Below are 16,898 nucleotides of genomic sequence, written 5' to 3'. Positions count from 1 at the left end.
GTTATCCATAAATTACTACAAATTTTGAGTTCTTTCTATCGGAATGCATTGGTCAAAAGACTCATTATCTACCTTTTATTACTATCTTACAGTCTAGCAACACAGATCAAGGTTCTACATAAGGTAGTTTTAGCTCAAAAGGAAGTAGTAGCAATATGTACATTTTCAAAATGTACGCAAATTTGAAGGAGGAATTATACTTATGGCTTACAAACCAAAGTCTTATCGTAAATTTTTAGCAACAGCAGTGACAACAGCTGCCGTTGTAACAGTAGCTGCACCTGCAGCAGGAGCTCAAGCGAGTTTCCCGGATGTAGTAGAAGGTTCTTATTATGCAGAGGCTGTTAACGCATTAGCTGCACAAGGTGTTATCAACGGCTTACCAGGTGGAACATACGCTCCACACATGAACGTTGATCGCGGACAATTCGCAGTGATCCTAGCTGGCGCTCTTAACCTTGAGTTAAGCGCAACTCCTGAAAAAGTATTCCCTGATGTGCGTACTGAAGCTTACTATGCTGCGGCAGTAGAAGCTCTTTACAACGAAGGAATCGTAGGCGGAGACCAATTCGGAAACTTCAACCCAACTAACTCAATTGATCGTGCATCAGTTGCAAGAATGGTCGTTGAAGGATTTGGCTTCGAACAAGACGAAACAGTTGAAATTCCTTTCACTGACGTTGTTGCAGGTTCTTGGTACGAAGGATATGTAAACACGCTTTACTCTGTAGGTGTTGTTAGAGGAACAACTGCTACAACGTTCTCTCCACAAGGAACTGTAGACCGTGCACAAGCAGCTGTGTTTGTATATAATGCAATGCTTAAGTACGGTGGTGGAGATGACGACATCATTGAAGTATCAGTAGAAAACGTTGAAGCAACTGTAGACGGTACTTCTGTAACGGTAACTGCTGACGTGACTGGTGCTGAAGAAGCAACGGTTACAATCACTCCTGATGAGAACCTAACAGCAGAAGAGCTTCAAGCACACGCTGACAGCTTAGATGTGACATTAGAAGAGCTTGTTGCTTCATTAGAGCAAGAAGTAGAAGTGGAAGATGATGCTATCGAAGCTACATTTGCAGACCTTCCAGCTGGTGACCACACAGTAACAGTTACAGCTGGTGAAGAATCAGCTACTGCTGAATTCACAATTGAAGCTGAAGAGGTAGTTCCTCCAGTAGAAGTAGAAGCAGCAGCAGTAACACCAGTAAGCACTTCTACATTTGTAGTAACAGCTGAAGATGTTGAAGAAGCTGAAGTTTCTTCAAGCGCAGATGCAGAAACTACTTACACAATCGAAGCTACGTTTGAAGGCGAAGCTTGGGAAGTTGTATCTGTAGAAGCAAACGATGATGATACGTTCACTGTCGTTGTAGCTGACCTTGACGGTAAAAAAGGTACATTGACTCTTGGTGGAGTTGAAGTTGAAGTAGACTTCTCTACTGCAGCTCTAAACGCAGCAATCGCAGCAGTGAAATCTGCTACTGCAGCTAACGTAATTGAAAGATTACAAGCTCCAGTTCTTAACGTATCAAACGTTAAAGCTGAGTACGCAGCAGCATATCACAATGCAATTGTTAACGAAGGTGTATTCATTAACACAAGAGCACAAATTCAAACAAACCTAGTAAACTATGTAAATGCAGCATTCGCTGAAGATTTAGAAGAAGCGCTAGCTGATGTTTCTGAAGCATTAAGCGATTATGCAGCAGCATTCTCAAACCGTGCTCGTACAGCAGCTTTAAATGATCTTGATGATGCATTAGTAGCTCTTGATGAGTTCCGTGATGATTCTTTCGAACGCTTTACTGATGGTGCTGAAACTAACAGAGCTTTTGTTCCAGTTGGACAAGTTTCAGGTGAAGTTGCAGGATTCATCTATGCTGAGTACCTTCTAAACGCTGGTGAGTTAGAGCTTAGCGATATCGATGCTGCAGTAGAATACTTCGAAGGATTACTAGAAGTTTATACTGAGATTGAAGATGCAATCGCTGACTTTGAAGCTCTTCCATCTGAAGAAAATAGCCTAGCTGTAATCGCTGCATACTACAAAGGTGTTGACGCAGTAGCGGCTATGCCAGCTGGTTTCGGTCAAGATGCTTTAGAAGTAGAACTTGATGAAGTATTCGAAGATATTACTGAAGTAATTGACGGGTTACTTGATGGTTTAGAGGATGATGTTGACGGTGAGTTGAACATCACTACAATTAAAAACGCTAGTGATCTTCACGAAGAAATTACTACACTAGTTGATGCTTTAAGAAACAGTGAAGATAAGACAGCTTTCGTAAATCGTTTGAATGCTGTAGCTGCAACTATTGCTGATGCTTCTGAGGGGTTAATTACAGCTGTTAATGACGCGGTTGATACAACTGCTCTTGGGACTGCATTCACAGCAATTGATTTATCTGCAGATGCTGATGAATTAGATCTATTCTTTGAAGTTCATGGTTCTACTAAATTCACATCAATTAAACAAATTGATGATGCATTAGAAGTAATCAAAGACCTGAATGCATTAAACCAAGCTCTAACTACTAGAGAAGGTGCTATTGCTGGAGTTAACGCATTTGTTGAAGAGTACGCTAATGAAAGCTACATCAACTTACGTACTAATAACCGCTCAGAAGTAGCAATGTTATTCCGTGGCCTAGAGAGTGAAACAACATTCACAAGTGTTGAGGAAGTACACACAGCTCTTAATGAAGCAGTTACAGCTTACACTAATTCACTAGCAGCAATTAACTCTGCTACATCAATTACTCAAACTAGAACAGCACTACAAAACTCTGTAGATCTTCTTTTAGAAGTATTCGAAGTTGAGGATATTGATGCATTAGATGGAGAAACTGTTTCTATTGCTACAGCTACTGCTGTATATGAAGAACTAGAAGCTAAACGTGCTGATGAAAATAGATCTAATAACTTCGCTACATTTGCTGAAGTAGTTGGAGCTTTTCCATCAAATAATTAATTCTAATTTTTAAGTAGTAACAATAGGCGGAGCGAGTTGAAACTACTCACTCCGCTTATTTAATTTTAATACCTTTATTATGAGTAAAATGTGGAAATTAGCAACTCGGGAAGTTTGAATTGGAAGTTTTGTTATAATAAAGATATTAAGATGGCGAGTATTGTTAAGGAGGTCAAGAAAAATGACCATTAAAGTCTTTAAACCATTCTTTTTTACAAAGGATGGTCAGTTAAAAGCAGCACCAATAAGTTTTGATAAGGAATTAATTGAAAAAGGCTCTAGCGTAGCAAGTGAGGACAACTTAAAGAGAAGTATTGATTTCAAACAAGAAATGACTTCATATAGTGTGACTTACTACAAGAACCAACTCATTAACATAATAGAGAAAATCGAAGTATTTAATACTAATTCTACTATTGATGATTTAAGGAAAATAGAAGACGGTATACATGAATTACCCTTTGTACATTGGCGTGAGGAGTTGCTTGGTTACACAACAGAGTTAAGGAGAGCTCTTGATTTAAAAGTGGAATTAGCTCGATTTATTCAAGATGCAGATAAATATGAAACAATGAACCGGAATAATAAATTGAAGGAACTAGATACGTTAATCAGCAGATACCCATTTGAAGATCAAGCAATAATGATTGATCAAATAAAAGAATTGAAGTCCAGATTTAATATTGCCGAAGATTATCACAAAATAGAGCAACATGTAAATGAGTTAGAACTAATGGTTGGTGAACTTAGCGCAGAACCTTTTTCAGTAATAAAATATAAAGAAATGCTAGAAAAGAAACGTTATGTGAAGCAAATGTTGAGTGCTCAAGCACCTTCTGATCAAAAAAATACTCAATTAAAAAAGGTAAGGCAGCTTCAAAAGAATACTGCTGGATACCAAGCTAAATTGTTCAGCTTGCTGCGTAGAGAAAAGGTATGGTCTGAGACTGCTTTAAAATCACTTGAAATAGAAGTCGTAAACTCACTTGAAGATAATTCTAGAGCATTAGAGATGATTTCTAACTTGTCGATGAAAACCATGTCAGATCAGGCTATTAAAGAAGAGATTACAGAGATTGTTGCTTTCTGTTTGGCTCAAGAAGCTGAAACCGCAGAACAATTAAACGAAGCTATATTATCTTTAGAATATAATGAGTATATTAATTTGAGGCCAGAAGATCGGTTATTCGTTATTAATCGATTCTTTTATGAGTATAGGGGGAAATTAGAGACATACTATACGGTTTCTGAACTATTGGGAGCACTGAAGCCTTTCATTAATCATTTTCATGAGGATATAGACAAAGCAAATACGGCAGCCACACCTGATCCAATGATACAAGTTCTGAAATCATTCAATCTATTTGAAAATTCGTCGTACACTCTAGAAGAAATAAATAAGGCTGCTAGATATTTGTTGCTTGTTAATAAAAATGTAAAAATAAATAGCATAGCCACATTAAAACAATACTTTGATAAGGGGATAGGGCTGAGTGAAGAAGAACTTTCCTCATATGAAGCGGATCATAGTTTGTTACTCCAAACAATGGATGAAAATAAGAAAGGCAATGAAAAACGTGTAACCATAATAGGGAAAGGGAATACAGCAGATACTCTTACCTTCCTAAATTAAGCGGCCTCATAAGAAACAGACCTCGGTATTATGCCGAGGTCTGTTTTAGGTTAAAGGATTATGGACTACTTAACTCACTTCATCAAACTCTACATCCTCCAACTCCCATTCTCCGATATACTCATTAAATGGAATGGCAGAATCAATCACTTCTTGTGGAATCTTAATTTCTTTGATTTGATTAAAATTCGAGTAGGTCGCTTCTACTTTTTGTTCTAGCTCCATCGTGTCACCTTCGAAGGTGACAGCTAAGTTTGATTCCATTGTTTGAGATAATGGGTAGAAGGTGCTTTTATCAAATGTTGTGCTTGTCGTGATGTCAAAGTTCTCGAATAATAAACCGATCATCTCCAGTTCCTCTTCTGGAAGGCCAAGGTCGATGCCGCCAATTAACTCAAGGATTAGTTGGTGGAATCCATCACCGGAAATCGAGAAGGACATCATATACGTATCGTCTTTTTCAATAACCTTCACATTTTCAGCGTAAGCAAGCAGCAGCTCATATTGATACATAGGATCCATCTGCATTTGACTGAGATTTAGAATATCTTCTACTAACTCGTCGTCATACTTGATCCATTGCCCCATCTCAGATACATAATATCCCTCTTTTGAGAAGTATGCTTCAGATTCCATTTTTTCGCCATCAAGCTCTTCTAAAATCATGGCAGTATATTGATAGAAGCCGATCGGATCTAAGACCATATCCATCTTCATTTCCATATCCATGATTAACTCTTCACCGTCTAGCTTCATTGACTGCCAAAGAGACATGTCAGTTGAATAACTAGTTAGATCAGCTCCAATGACTGATTGAAGAAACTCTTCTACATCAATGTCGGATTCAGTGGAGGTTGATGTGAGTTGAACTGTTTTTGTTGATGCATTCCAGTCTACTGTAAAATGGAACTGCTCGGCTACAAAACGAAGCGGGATGTACAGTCGGTTCTCTTCTGCTGTAACTGGCACATCGATATGTACATTCTTTCCATTTACTACAGCTACTTTGTTTCCAAGTGTGAGGGAGACTTTACTTTCATCATTTGAGATATAGGCGGTCTTTTTTTGATGATCCCAATTCACATGTAATCCCAGCTTTTCAAATACTCCTCTAACAGGTACTAATGTGCGTCCTTCTTTAGCTTTTGCGGCAACATCCAACTTTTCTCCGTCCATTGTAACGTTCAGATTTGAGCTGGCAGCTGCTTGAATGGGTGAGAGCAGCATAAGTAAGCAAGCGGCAATCATGACCAATACGAATCCTTTTTTCATCAAATCACTCCTTTAAAAATTAGAAAAAATAGGCATACCTCTAATCACTTCTAGAACGTAGACAAAAGTCCTCCTTGATTATGAGGAAAAAAGTAATAATTTGAGAATTAGGTTAAAAGGGAAAGAAGTTTGCAAATGTTTATTCTTTCTATTATCATAGTATAAGTTTATGATAGATTAAAATTTGGATGATAGTTAGTAAATTATAACCAATTTATTGATTTTCCCTCCTATTAAGACAAGATAGCGTATAATAGTGATAATGCTAGATTATGACATGTGAATGTAGGGCGTCTGAAAATAAAGGTATGTGAGGTTATTCAAATGTACAAAGATTTATCAAGAGGTACTAAATTAAGTATTACACTTTCAATTAAGAAAGCATTTATTACGTATATGGAAAGCATTGATTGGAACGATGATAAGTACGAAAGCGAACAGTTCATTGCTTTTTGGAAAGAGTATTCTGAAGAAAACTCAACATGGATGAAAGAAATCGACCAAACTCTTTTACATAAGCCTGAATTTCAAGAAGAATTAACGAACAAAGTAAATGAAGTGATTCAAAAGGTGATCGAGACAGAGCCTAGTGAAGATCAAATGAAAGAGATTGATCGTTTAATAGCTGAACTAGACACCAATGATGTGGATTACTGCTGCAAAGCTGAAGCGGATTATCGCTTAGCTTTATTAAAAGATCAATTAAACTAAGAACCATTACTAGGAGCCTCTAAATATAGGGGCTTCTTTTTGTTGGAAAAAGATAGGGACAATTGTTGAAAAAAGACGAATAGATATATTATACTAGTACTATTGGGCGTTAAAGATAGACCCCCTTTACAAGATAGGAGGTTTTCATATGATAATAGGCTCGATTAGTGCTTCTCAAGAAGGCTCTAAACCTTTACAAAACAAAACTGTCGGAAATGCTGGTGCTTGGAAAGAGGCATTAAGCAACGCAGAAGCAAGAGCAATCAATCCTCTCCATGATGTGAATCAATCACGGAATCAATTAATCTTAGATGCAGTAACAACTGGTGACTGGAAGCTCTATGATTCATTTCAAGCGAAGCAGCACCCCGCTTGGTATGACACGATTGACGGTGTTCCAACAAAAAACAAGCAATATTGGGCAAGGTTGGTTGACTCTAGAGCAGACGCTGTGAAAGCGGCTTTAGCAGACAATGATCATGAAGAAGCGGCAAAATGGCAGGCGGCTCTGGATCAATCTGTTGAAGAATTGAAGAAAGCTCCAGGTGCAATGCCGCATATTGTGGCGTTTGCTAATAACAGCAGTTTGGGGCAGCAATACAACGTAGAGCCGCCTTCAAGCGAGTGGTACGATTCAAAATACAACCACCCGCTAGTCGCCTCACAAGGGAAGTTCGCTGCGAATATGTGGTATGAAAATCCATATTTCGAGGAGACACCTGAAGCACTTGATAAAGTGGTCGATGCGATTAACACGCACGGTTCAAAAGAAATGATTGAGGTGGCAAACGAAGTCAATAAAGGTCTGTTAAGCAAGCTGGAGGACCGAGAGAAAGAAGAAGCCCAAGACAAAGAGGAAGTGAGCGGGATCAAATCCTCTTCTATTAGAGATCTTCAGTTTACACAGCCATTAACTCAACAATTGACACAATCTTTCGCCGCATCGAAAACAAAAATGTCAGTCGAAGAATATTTGTTAGAACAGCTTTAAATTACAGATTAAAGAACCAAAGCTTACGAGGCTTTGGTTCTTTAATATTCTGAATATTCTTTTTTAGTGATACTTTTGGTTGGTTTCAATTGAAATGACTACCGTTTCTTAACTATATATGGTAAGTTTTTAGTATTGTGATTTGAGTCTTTAGATAAAAACGATATAGAAAGAAGAGGAATACATTTTGAAACAGCTGCTAGTATTTTTCATTATGTTGTTTAGTGTGTTTGTATTGTGGGATGACAAGGCCCATGCTAATACGATCATGCCGGTTTTCTTAGATGAGCAGAAATTAAGCTTTGATGAAGACCCTGTTGCAATCCGAGGGGTCACCTACATAGAGCTGAGAGGTCTGTGCGGTGCGCTTAATTATCAACTTGGCTGGAACCAGCAAACGAAAACCGCATCGTGCTCTGGCGGGGGCAGAAATTTTTCGTTCTCATTTAATGATACGCACTACATGTTTAATAACCAGAGACGTGAATTTATCAATACACCTCGTGCCATTAACGGCCGGACGATGCTCTCTCTTCGTGAGGTTTCAGAAGTATTTGATTATCGCGTGCTGTGGTTAAGTTTCTCAAATGAAATTTTATTAATGAGTCGCGGTATTACAGATGAGACAAGAGGGCGTATGGCAGATGATTTCTTACAGCGCTTAAATGCCGCAAATCGCTTTAACGGTTCGGCACTCGTTGCGAAACGAAACAGTGTGATCACCTCATCTGGTTATGGTTTGGCAGACCAGGCAGGAAGAGCTAACCAGCCTAATACACCATTTGCAATAGCTTCATTAACAAAAGGGTTTACAGGCTCAGCTATTATGAAGCTGCATGAAGAAGGGAAGCTGCAATTTACTGATCGATTAAGTGATTATTTCCCTGAGCTGCCTTATGCAAATCAAATCAGTATTCACCAGCTATTAACTCATACAGCCGGACTGCCGTGGGAAAAAGAAGGTCAGTATAAGGATATCAAATTGATTTATACACCAGGCACAAGCCAGCGCTATTCCAACGTAGGATATATGCTGTTAGGTGATATTATTGAACAAGTGTCCGGGAAGAGCTATAGTGCTTATTTAAATGACCAGATTTTCAAACCACTCGGAATGAATTCATCTGGATTTGATATTAATACAGTGGACCGCAGTGTGAGAGCTCACGGGTACAGCCTAGTGGATGGACGAGTTGTACCGGTTAACCGTGATTTCGCCGCTCGCGGCGGCTCAGGTAGTGTCTATGCGTCTGTTGAGGACTTGTACAAGCTTGACCGCGCATTGTATCAAGATACTCTCCACTCAAGATCGATCAAAGAAGTGATGTTGCGTCAGCACGAATCAAATTGGGGCTACGGCTGGCAGGTGTACCCGACAAGTGTCGGGCGTGTGACTCAGTTATCAGGAAATACAGTAGGTTACACAAGCCACATTAAGAGACATGAAGGCTTAAATTATACAATCATTTTGCTTAGTAATCATGCGAATAAAGACGTTCACGTGATTGGTCAGATGATTGAACATATTATAAGAAACTAATCCAAAAGACTTCCTTTTAAAGGGGGTCTTTTTTGTCTCTATTATTCAATGAAAACCTTGTATAACCTTCAAAATATTAGTAGAATGGACGATAGTACTAATAGATAAGTCATAAAAAATAGAAGTTTGAGGTGCAATTTAATGAAAAAAGGACTAGGCATGCTTGTTGCCGCTGCTGTGTTAGCTGGCCATTTAGCATTTCCTGCAAGTGGTGCAGCGAATGCAGGGAATCAATTTACATTTGAACTAAATTCAACAGTTATTTTTAATGAACAGAATCAACGCTTAACCTCACCAGTGCCGAATATGGTGCATAACGGGGTCACTTATATATCAGTTAGAGCGATTTCTAATCATTTAGGCTATTCGATCACATATGTTCCGCAAACGAGAGAGTACGTCCTCACACGCGGAGAACATCAATTTAGATTTCTAGCAAACTCTAGAACGTATCAATACAACAATCAAACATTTGAACATCGTAACAACGGTCAGACTAGACTGCAAAATCAATCACTAATGATCCCTATCAGAACACTTGCAGAGCATACGAGGGGGACGTTGACAGTACAATCTAATCGATTAATTCGTCTAACCTTTCCAAGCCAAACCGTAACACCGCCCGCTGCACCAATTGTGATAAAGCCGCAAGCAGTCATTCATACCGAAAAAGAGGTATATAGAATTGGAGAGCCGATCTCATACGGCGATCGCAGTTTGAATCGAGGCGTGGAGATTATTAAGCGCACGTGGGAAAATAATGAGCCGGTGTTTTTTGAGCCGGGCACCTACACAATTTCGCTTGAGGTAGAAAATAGACAAGGACAAACAGATCGATCGGAGAAAACGATCACAGTAACGAACGATGTGTTTCAAACGAAAGAGCAATATATGTTAACACAAGGTCCAATCGGAGGGAAGATGCCGATTGACCGCGCAGCTGTACTATCTTATAAAGAGGTGCCTTATACGATTGCAGAACATGACTATACGTATGTTCGTGCAAACAGTCCAGAGCAAATTACCCGCGAAGGATTTTTCTATAAAGATGAACTTGAAGGCCCTGTGCGCTTTATGATTCATAAGCAAAATGCAAAGGATAAACCGGTTAACTTGTATTTAGTTGCTAGAAACAATCAAAGACAGCCGGCTCAAGTGAAAGTGAACCATTTTGGCATGGCAGGCCCGCATATTTATGTAGAACAGACAGGGAAGAGCGCGGTGACGAATTATTTACGTGACGTAAGTGATCCAAAGCATAAAGCAGTGCTCGATATCCCGGCAGGACAGATGCAAATTGTAGCACCTATCTTAAACAGCAGAGCCGTTCCGAAAGGACAAACAATTACCGCTTATGTTGATACGGAGTCAAACATTCCTGTTGAGTATGAAGTGATTGTTCTAGATCAAGATCATGACCTTATGCAGCACTACACGTATTTAAAGCGTGTTGATGCGGCGCGTGACGGCATTCATATTCGAGGAACATTTGAAAAAGGAAATCGTACGCTTCATGTGAGCGAGCCTGTTGGCTACGAGCGTAATCGAATGGTTTTGACAGATGGAGTGAAGGACCATTATATTCAAGGAATTGATGCGATGACTAATTCTGTAGAGCGTAACCTAGGCAACTTCGGTGTGAGCTACGAAGTGAAGCTTGATAAAGTGGCGCCTCATACAGCGATCATCGTTAACCCGCGAGGCGGTCATTACGGCGGGGCGTTCTTAGTGAACGGCAACGTCGTCCAAGCAAGCAACAACAGCATTTTATCAGGACCGACAGAGGCTGGCATCCTCCATCGTACAGGAGCACGTGAGGAATCGGTTACGATCACTTTCACTCCTGCTGCCGGAAGCAATATGCCGATTAATTTCTTATTTATCCCGATGCAATAAAGAAAAAAGGAGCTGTCCGAGTGGACAGCTCCTTTTTGGGGTTCTTGTGCGGCTGTGGTGGCGTGCGAGACGTGCGGGTGTAGAGTGACGCAATAAGTGCTTGAATGCGCGCATATCAGGGCCGGAGCGGCGCAATTAGCGGCTAGAACGCCGCAATTAAGGTCAACCGGCGCAATAAGTACATGAACCCGCACATAAACGAGAGTTACCCGCGCAATTCACGCCGTAACTGAGGCATAAATGGCTTCAAATTATACAATTACAGCCTTCCAGCCAGCGCATAAAATCCTCTATTCATCCCGCGGCAACGTTTCAATGTCCAGCTCTTCTAGAATATCCGTGAGTGAATGGATCATTTCTACATAATTGTCTTCTGTCATTTGATGCTCTCCTGTAGCGAAAGATTCAATCATATAATCATTAATCTCTTGCGTGTGGTGAGAGAGATCTTTAAATGAGTCTAGGTCTAAAACAATATCTTCAATTGCTTGAAAGTCATAGATTTCAACATGATCAAGATGTCCGACCTTCTCAAATACATACTCTTTAAATGCTTGCTGATTGTCATATCGGTTGCGGTTTTCTTCATACCACAAATGCTGACGCAAAATCGAGTACGGCGGATAGAAAAGGTAGAACGTCGTATCAGGATTTTCTTCAATCATTTTCAGCAGGTTGGCATCGAATGCCTCATAAGCTATTTCAAGTTCTGGCTCGTTTAAAGCAGTTGTTCTCTCGGCTGGAAGAGAGGCTTCATAGTGATTCCACACATGCTCGTTTCCATACGTGCTGAAGTAATCCCAGTTATTGAGCATGTCCAAGTTTCGGATGTGGCGCTCTTCTTTTAGTCCAAACTCTTCTAGCATAATATCTCTCGCATCTTGAATGACAGAGAAGTTAAGCAGGTATTTAAAGTCTGTCAGCAGGTTCTGATCATACAAATAAGCAGGAAAGCCGCCTTGGTCTTCTCTGACCCCCTCGGCACCCGTTCTGAAGGAGGCATAATCCATCCCCCAGATCACCTCATCTACTTGACCTGTGTCAAAGGCTAGGTTAGCTGCTAGGTAGTGCTCATGGGCAGTAGATCCTGACTTCGAAAGCTTCATTGTTTTTCCGCCCATGACTTCATCTACATAGCTTGGGACAAAGTTTTCCGTCATCGATGTTCCAAGGATAATCCGGTCATATTCAAAGTTTTTAGCAAGCCCGGCATTTTGGAAACGCTGCTCGCCTGAATACATAGGCGGATAGAAGCTTGCTTGTCTATAAAATTGCAATGGATCGACAACAAATACGAACGAACCGAATAACGTTGCGATAGCCAAGGCAAAGACGAAGAACTTTATTAAAAAAGTACGGTACATAGTGATCCCTCGTTATCTATTGAGTCTCCTCAATTATAAATTGGTTTCTACGTGTCATTAGTAAGTTAATTATTAGAAGTTGAAATACAAGAATTCTGAGATGCGGTTCATATTTAATAAGGCATAAACGAATAGAAGCGCAATCCCTAACGCCGTCCACGTTGTCGGTTTGAATGTCTTAAGCAATTCAACTGTATTCTTAAAGGCTAGCGCAATAATAAAGCCGATGACAATGTATAAAAGTGGCCAATAGATGAATTCCATTGATGTTTCTTGTGTAAATGTGACGCCGATCGGCTCAAGCCAGCTCACGAAGCGATACATAATACCCGGCAGCTCAAATCCGTTCAGGCCAAACATCGCAGCCAAAACTTTTGTAGCATCCTGCCATGATTCAGCTCTAAAGAATACCCAGGCAATGTTAACAAAGTTAAAGGTAAGGAACCATGCTAAGAGCCAATGCATTTTAAGGCCAAGCTGCTGCCAGAAACGGTTTATCATCATTGCGGCGCCGTGTAAGCAGCCCCACAACACAAAGGTCCAACCGGCTCCATGCCAAAGACCGCTGATGAAGAATACGATAAATAAATTGACATACGTGCGCGGAATTCCCTTACGATTCCCGCCAAGCGGAATATATAAGTAATGCGTTAAGAAACGCCCAAGTGTCATATGCCAGCGTCTCCAGAAGTCTTGAATGTTAAGAGACTTATAAGGAGAGTTAAAGTTTACAGGGAGACTGATATTTAATAAAAGTGCTGCCCCAATCGCCATATCCGTATATCCACTGAAATCAAAATACAGCTGGAATGTGTACGCTAATGAAGTAATCCAGCCTTCTGTAAAGGTCAGCACCTGAAGCTCATTAAACCCTCTTGATGCATGGATCGCAAACGTATCGGCAATGACTACTTTCTTGAATAATCCCATAGAAAAAATAAAAAGGCCCATCGAAATGTTACGGCCGTTCGGTAAAAGATTTGATACTTTCTCAAATTGAGGCATCATTTCTTTATGGTGAACAATCGGCCCTGCAATTAACTGTGGGAAGAAGGATACGAAGAGTGAATAATTTAGGAAATTATATTCTTTCGTTTCCCCGCGGTAGGCATCCACTAAATAAGCAATCTGCTGGAATGTAAAGAAGCTGATTGCTAATGGAAGGGCTAGATTCAACATTGAGAAGTTAGCACCAGATACGAGATTGACGTTTTGGATAAAAAAGTCGGCATACTTAAAATAGCCAAGCAAGGCTACGTTGGCTATGATCCCGAATGTTAATAATCTTTTACTCGACCTGGATTTCTCCATTTTACCGAGCTTCGTTCCAACCAAGTAGTTGAAGATCATCGACGCAAGGATAAGCGGCAGATAAATAATGTTCCACCAACTATAGAAGAACAAGGACGACCCAACGAGCCAGAGCTTTGCTGTATTCGTCTGTTTTGCATAGTTTAGCAGATAGTAAATCAAGACAGTTATAGGCAAAAACGCGAATATAAAGACATAGGAGTTAAATAGCAAGACAACTTCCCCTTACGTTTTAATAGATTAAATGCAGTGTAAATTATACCGTTATCTTGTCGTTTTAGCAATGAAATGGTAGAAATTTGCTAGAGAACTGGGCGGTATTTTAAAGAACTGGTCAACATATCCATTTACCCGATTTCCTGTGATTCTAGTCCTATCTTTCATTACAGTTGTGTAACATTCCGTCGAATCACGAAGTTTTTTGGTACTATAAGAAAGCCGAATCTCAAATAGACTCTATTAATCTATAGAGATGTGCAATGAGTATGTAAAAATAACTGTAAACGAAAGTAAATATAACGATCTACATATTTAGGAGGAACGGGAAAGATGAAAAAAGTATTAGTGACATCGGTAGTGGCTGCAGGATTATTTTTTGCTGCCCCGCAAATGGCAGATGCAGCACTCGGAGATCAAACATTACGTGTGGGCATGAATCACACGGACGTAACAGAGCTTCAAGAAGCACTGAAATCTAAAGGCTATTTCACATTCGACCGTGCAACAGGTTACTACGGTTCTATTACTCAGGATGCTGTTCGTAAATTCCAAGCATCTAATGGATTAAAAGTAGACGGGATTGCAGGCCCTCAAACATTTGCTGCACTTAAAGCAAACGGGAGCACAGTGGTGGCAGCATCTAGCTCAAACACAAGTTCAGCTACACTGCGCACAGGATCAAGAGGGGCAGCTGTAACAAACCTTCAGCAGCAGCTTCGTAATCACGGACACTTCAGCTCAGCAGTAGACGGGGTATTCGGTCCATTAACAGAGCGTGCGGTTCGCAGCTTCCAAAGTGCGAGAGGGTTAAGCGTAGATGGGATCGCTGGTCCACAGACATTCTCAGCTTTAGGACAAGTAGCAGTATCAGGTTCAACGACACAAGCGGCAACTTCTACTACTTTACGTCAAGGAACACGCAGTGCAGAAGTTACTAGATTACAAGACCGCCTTCGTCAGCTAGGTTACTTTAACTCAAACTCAACAGGCTATTATGGCACAGTAACGACTGAGTCAGTACGTCGTTTCCAAGCGGTGAACAATCTTCAAGTAGATGGTGTAGCAGGCCCGCAAACTTTATCAAGGCTACACGGATCAAACGCAGCAGCAGCAAGTACTGCATCTGAGACAGTGAGCGCGTCTTCAAGCAACAGCTCAATCGGTTCAAGTATTATCTCAAGTGCAAACCGCTACATCGGCACACCTTATCGCTACGGCGGTACAACAACAGCTGGTTTTGATTGCAGTGGGTTTATCCAACGTGTATTCAGTGATGTAGGCATATCTGTACCACGTACAGCCTTACAGCAATGGAACTCAGGCACCACTGTTGCAGCACCAAGTGTAGGAGACATTGTCTTCTTCGCAACAGTGAACAGCGGCCCATCTCACAACGGAATCTACATTGGAAACAACCAGTTCATCCACAGTGGTTCATCTACTGGGGTAACGGTAACAAGTATGAGCAACAGCTACTGGAGCGCACGTTACTTAGGCGCAAAGCGTATCCACTAATATAATAGAAGGAAAAGGTGACGATCTGTGGAGATCGTTGCCTTTTTTTGTTTGGGGAGAGTAGTGAGTGCTGTGGTGTGATTGCGTCAGTTCAAAGCGTATATGCGTCGGTCATAGGAAGGATTACGCGCATTGCTTTGACTATTGCGTCGGTTGCGGGCTGAATTGCGCCTATCCCTTGTTATTGCGTCTATTCAAATGAGATAAGCGTCAATGTTCAGAGGAATTGTATAGCTTCATCCAATAATTGCGTCACTCCTCAAGGATTCAAATCCACAAAAAAAGCTGCCCTGCTTCAGGGCAGCTTCCATTAAATACTCTTATTCTGTTCGCTCAATATATCCGTTCTCTAACGCATAATTCTCAAGTTTTTCACCGATTGAATAGTAAAGATTATCTTCATTAAAAAAAGAGTTAAGATGAGTCACTAAGGCAGGCACAAGATCTTGGTCCTCATTTGTTACACGGAAGAAGCTGTAATCTGCTTCCCAAAACGCGACCATCTTCCCTACATATTCCCTCTTTTCTTCATTAGAGTATTCAATCCAATCGTGGCCGTATTGTCTTGATAAATAGAAGTACTGCAATGTCCCGTGAAGCTCAGACAGTAGCTCATCGAGTTCCACCACACGGGTTGGTTGTTCAAATAATTGTATTTCCACCGTATCATCATCGTGCCAAATGACATCTACCACATTTCCGCTTCCATATACTCTAGGTATAGCAGATTCTGCTAAGTGGCGATCGTACGTCGTTTGCTCAAAAACTACCTCATAGATCCAGCGGGCGGCATCTTGTCGATGGGCAGCTTGTTTAGGAAGGAAGTAGCCTTGATGAGTCCCTCTAGCAAGCTGAATATTTGCAGCTAAACCTATTTGGTCATAGGCATAATTAGAAATTTGATTAAAATCTTTAAAAGCAGGTGTAAAACTTAAAAAGGTAGCATAATCATCATAGCCTAAGCCTCTCACAATCATGACCATCATATCCTGCCTAGTAATCGGTGTAGTAGAACCAAAGGTATTGGCAGCGACACCTTTTGTCACTCCAGCATCAACTAGCGCTCCGATGTAGGGTTCTGCCCAAATTGGCACATCGTTAAACGCAGCAGCAGCCTCTGTGTTTTGCGGCAGGTTCAGTGCCATAGCAAGCAATTTAGCAAATTCAGCACGGGTGATGTCCGCTGTTGGGCGAAACGTGCCATCTGTATAGCCGTCAATAACACCGGACTTGGCTAACGCCTCAATTTCCTCTTTGGCATAAGAAGTTGAGATATCAGAGAATGACGGTGAGTTTGCTTGCGGTGATAGTGGCACCACACTCAAAATTAATAGTGTCATTAAAGTTATTAGTACATATCGTTTCATAAGATCCCCTCCAACTCGTATACTACAGGAAGCTTGGAAAACTATCTACAATATTGAAAAATCTACTAACGAATCAAGAGGATTTAAGTCTAACTGCCTATA

11 protein-coding genes are annotated in these 16,898 nt (G+C 40.7%); 7 read left to right on the top strand and 4 right to left on the bottom strand.

Annotation, left to right across the window (positions count from 1 at the left end; genetic code table 11):
• The first annotated feature begins 202 nt into the window (after positions 1 to 202).
• Together A33I_RS15325 and A33I_RS15320 are read left to right on the top strand one after the other, a co-directional pair.
• Entirely contained in the window at positions 203 to 2,977 is a 2,775-nt protein-coding gene (locus A33I_RS15325) for an S-layer homology domain-containing protein (RefSeq protein ID WP_022629230.1), read from the top strand.
• Between the two features lie 181 nt (positions 2,978 to 3,158).
• Positions 3,159 to 4,610: a hypothetical protein gene (locus A33I_RS15320; RefSeq protein ID WP_022629229.1), complete on the top strand. Its 1,452-nt coding sequence runs from the start codon at positions 3,159 to 3,161 to the stop codon at positions 4,608 to 4,610.
• A gap of 69 nt (positions 4,611 to 4,679) precedes the next feature.
• Here A33I_RS15320 and A33I_RS15315 read toward each other — a convergent pair whose 3' ends face one another.
• Positions 4,680 to 5,882 carry a copper amine oxidase N-terminal domain-containing protein gene (locus A33I_RS15315; protein ID WP_022629228.1) on the bottom strand — a complete coding sequence of 401 codons (1,203 nt, stop codon included), beginning with the start codon at positions 5,880 to 5,882 and terminating at the stop codon, positions 4,680 to 4,682.
• 324 nt (positions 5,883 to 6,206) lie between these two features.
• Here A33I_RS15315 and A33I_RS15310 point away from each other — a divergent pair, with 324 nt between their 5' ends.
• The 4 genes from A33I_RS15310 (at position 6,207) to A33I_RS15295 (ending at position 11,020) form a co-directional block, all read left to right on the top strand.
• Complete coding sequence (locus tag A33I_RS15310; protein WP_022629227.1) at positions 6,207 to 6,593, top strand: hypothetical protein; 387 nt, start codon at positions 6,207 to 6,209, stop codon at positions 6,591 to 6,593.
• Positions 6,594 to 6,741: 148 nt separating this feature from the next.
• A complete protein-coding gene (locus tag A33I_RS15305) occupies positions 6,742 to 7,584 on the top strand; it encodes a hypothetical protein (RefSeq protein WP_022629226.1) in 843 nt (280 codons plus the stop codon).
• A gap of 187 nt (positions 7,585 to 7,771) precedes the next feature.
• Positions 7,772 to 9,124 (top strand): serine hydrolase domain-containing protein, encoded by a 1,353-nt coding sequence (locus A33I_RS15300; protein ID WP_022629225.1) that lies wholly within the window; start codon positions 7,772 to 7,774, stop codon positions 9,122 to 9,124.
• 141 nt (positions 9,125 to 9,265) lie between these two features.
• On the top strand, positions 9,266 to 11,020 hold the full coding sequence (locus tag A33I_RS15295; protein ID WP_022629224.1) for a stalk domain-containing protein: 1,755 nt from the start codon (positions 9,266 to 9,268) through the stop codon (positions 11,018 to 11,020).
• 290 nt (positions 11,021 to 11,310) lie between these two features.
• On the opposite strand, the gene A33I_RS15290 is transcribed toward A33I_RS15295, so the two are convergent.
• Positions 11,311 to 12,384, bottom strand: a complete 1,074-nt coding sequence (locus A33I_RS15290) for a hypothetical protein (RefSeq protein WP_022629223.1) — start codon at positions 12,382 to 12,384, stop codon at positions 11,311 to 11,313.
• 72 nt (positions 12,385 to 12,456) lie between these two features.
• Positions 12,457 to 13,908: an MBOAT family O-acyltransferase gene (locus tag A33I_RS15285; RefSeq protein ID WP_022629222.1), complete on the bottom strand. Its 1,452-nt coding sequence runs from the start codon at positions 13,906 to 13,908 to the stop codon at positions 12,457 to 12,459.
• A gap of 336 nt (positions 13,909 to 14,244) precedes the next feature.
• On the opposite strand from A33I_RS15285, the gene A33I_RS15280 reads away from it, so the two are divergent.
• Positions 14,245 to 15,429: a C40 family peptidase gene (locus tag A33I_RS15280; RefSeq protein ID WP_022629221.1), complete on the top strand. Its 1,185-nt coding sequence runs from the start codon at positions 14,245 to 14,247 to the stop codon at positions 15,427 to 15,429.
• Positions 15,430 to 15,749: 320 nt separating this feature from the next.
• Here the strand turns inward: A33I_RS15280 and A33I_RS15275 are convergent, their stop codons facing one another.
• Positions 15,750 to 16,796: an S-layer homology domain-containing protein gene (locus A33I_RS15275; RefSeq protein ID WP_022629220.1), complete on the bottom strand. Its 1,047-nt coding sequence runs from the start codon at positions 16,794 to 16,796 to the stop codon at positions 15,750 to 15,752.
• Between the last annotated feature and the right edge of the window lie 102 nt (positions 16,797 to 16,898).

Origin of the sequence: Alkalihalophilus marmarensis DSM 21297, from assembly GCF_000474275.2 — a bacterium.
In the GTDB taxonomy this organism is placed as follows: domain Bacteria; phylum Bacillota; class Bacilli; order Bacillales; family Bacillaceae_D; genus Alkalihalophilus; species Alkalihalophilus marmarensis.
Note: the sequence above shows the minus strand (reverse complement) of the source record. Positions and strands in the feature narration are given on the sequence as shown.

Excerpts from the sequence above, each read along its gene's own strand:
- A33I_RS15325 (WP_022629230.1), top strand. The coding sequence starts at position 203 with ATGGCTTACAAACCAAAGTCTTATCGTAAATTTTTAGCAACAGCAGTG.
- A33I_RS15320 (WP_022629229.1), top strand. The coding sequence starts at position 3,159 with ATGACCATTAAAGTCTTTAAACCATTCTTTTTTACAAAGGATGGTCAG.
- A33I_RS15315 (WP_022629228.1), bottom strand. The coding sequence starts at position 5,882 with ATGAAAAAAGGATTCGTATTGGTCATGATTGCCGCTTGCTTACTTATG.
- A33I_RS15310 (WP_022629227.1), top strand. The coding sequence starts at position 6,207 with ATGTACAAAGATTTATCAAGAGGTACTAAATTAAGTATTACACTTTCA.
- A33I_RS15305 (WP_022629226.1), top strand. The coding sequence starts at position 6,742 with ATGATAATAGGCTCGATTAGTGCTTCTCAAGAAGGCTCTAAACCTTTA.
- A33I_RS15295 (WP_022629224.1), top strand. The coding sequence starts at position 9,266 with ATGAAAAAAGGACTAGGCATGCTTGTTGCCGCTGCTGTGTTAGCTGGC.
- A33I_RS15290 (WP_022629223.1), bottom strand. The coding sequence starts at position 12,384 with ATGTACCGTACTTTTTTAATAAAGTTCTTCGTCTTTGCCTTGGCTATC.
- A33I_RS15280 (WP_022629221.1), top strand. The coding sequence starts at position 14,245 with ATGAAAAAAGTATTAGTGACATCGGTAGTGGCTGCAGGATTATTTTTT.
- A33I_RS15275 (WP_022629220.1), bottom strand. The coding sequence starts at position 16,796 with ATGAAACGATATGTACTAATAACTTTAATGACACTATTAATTTTGAGT.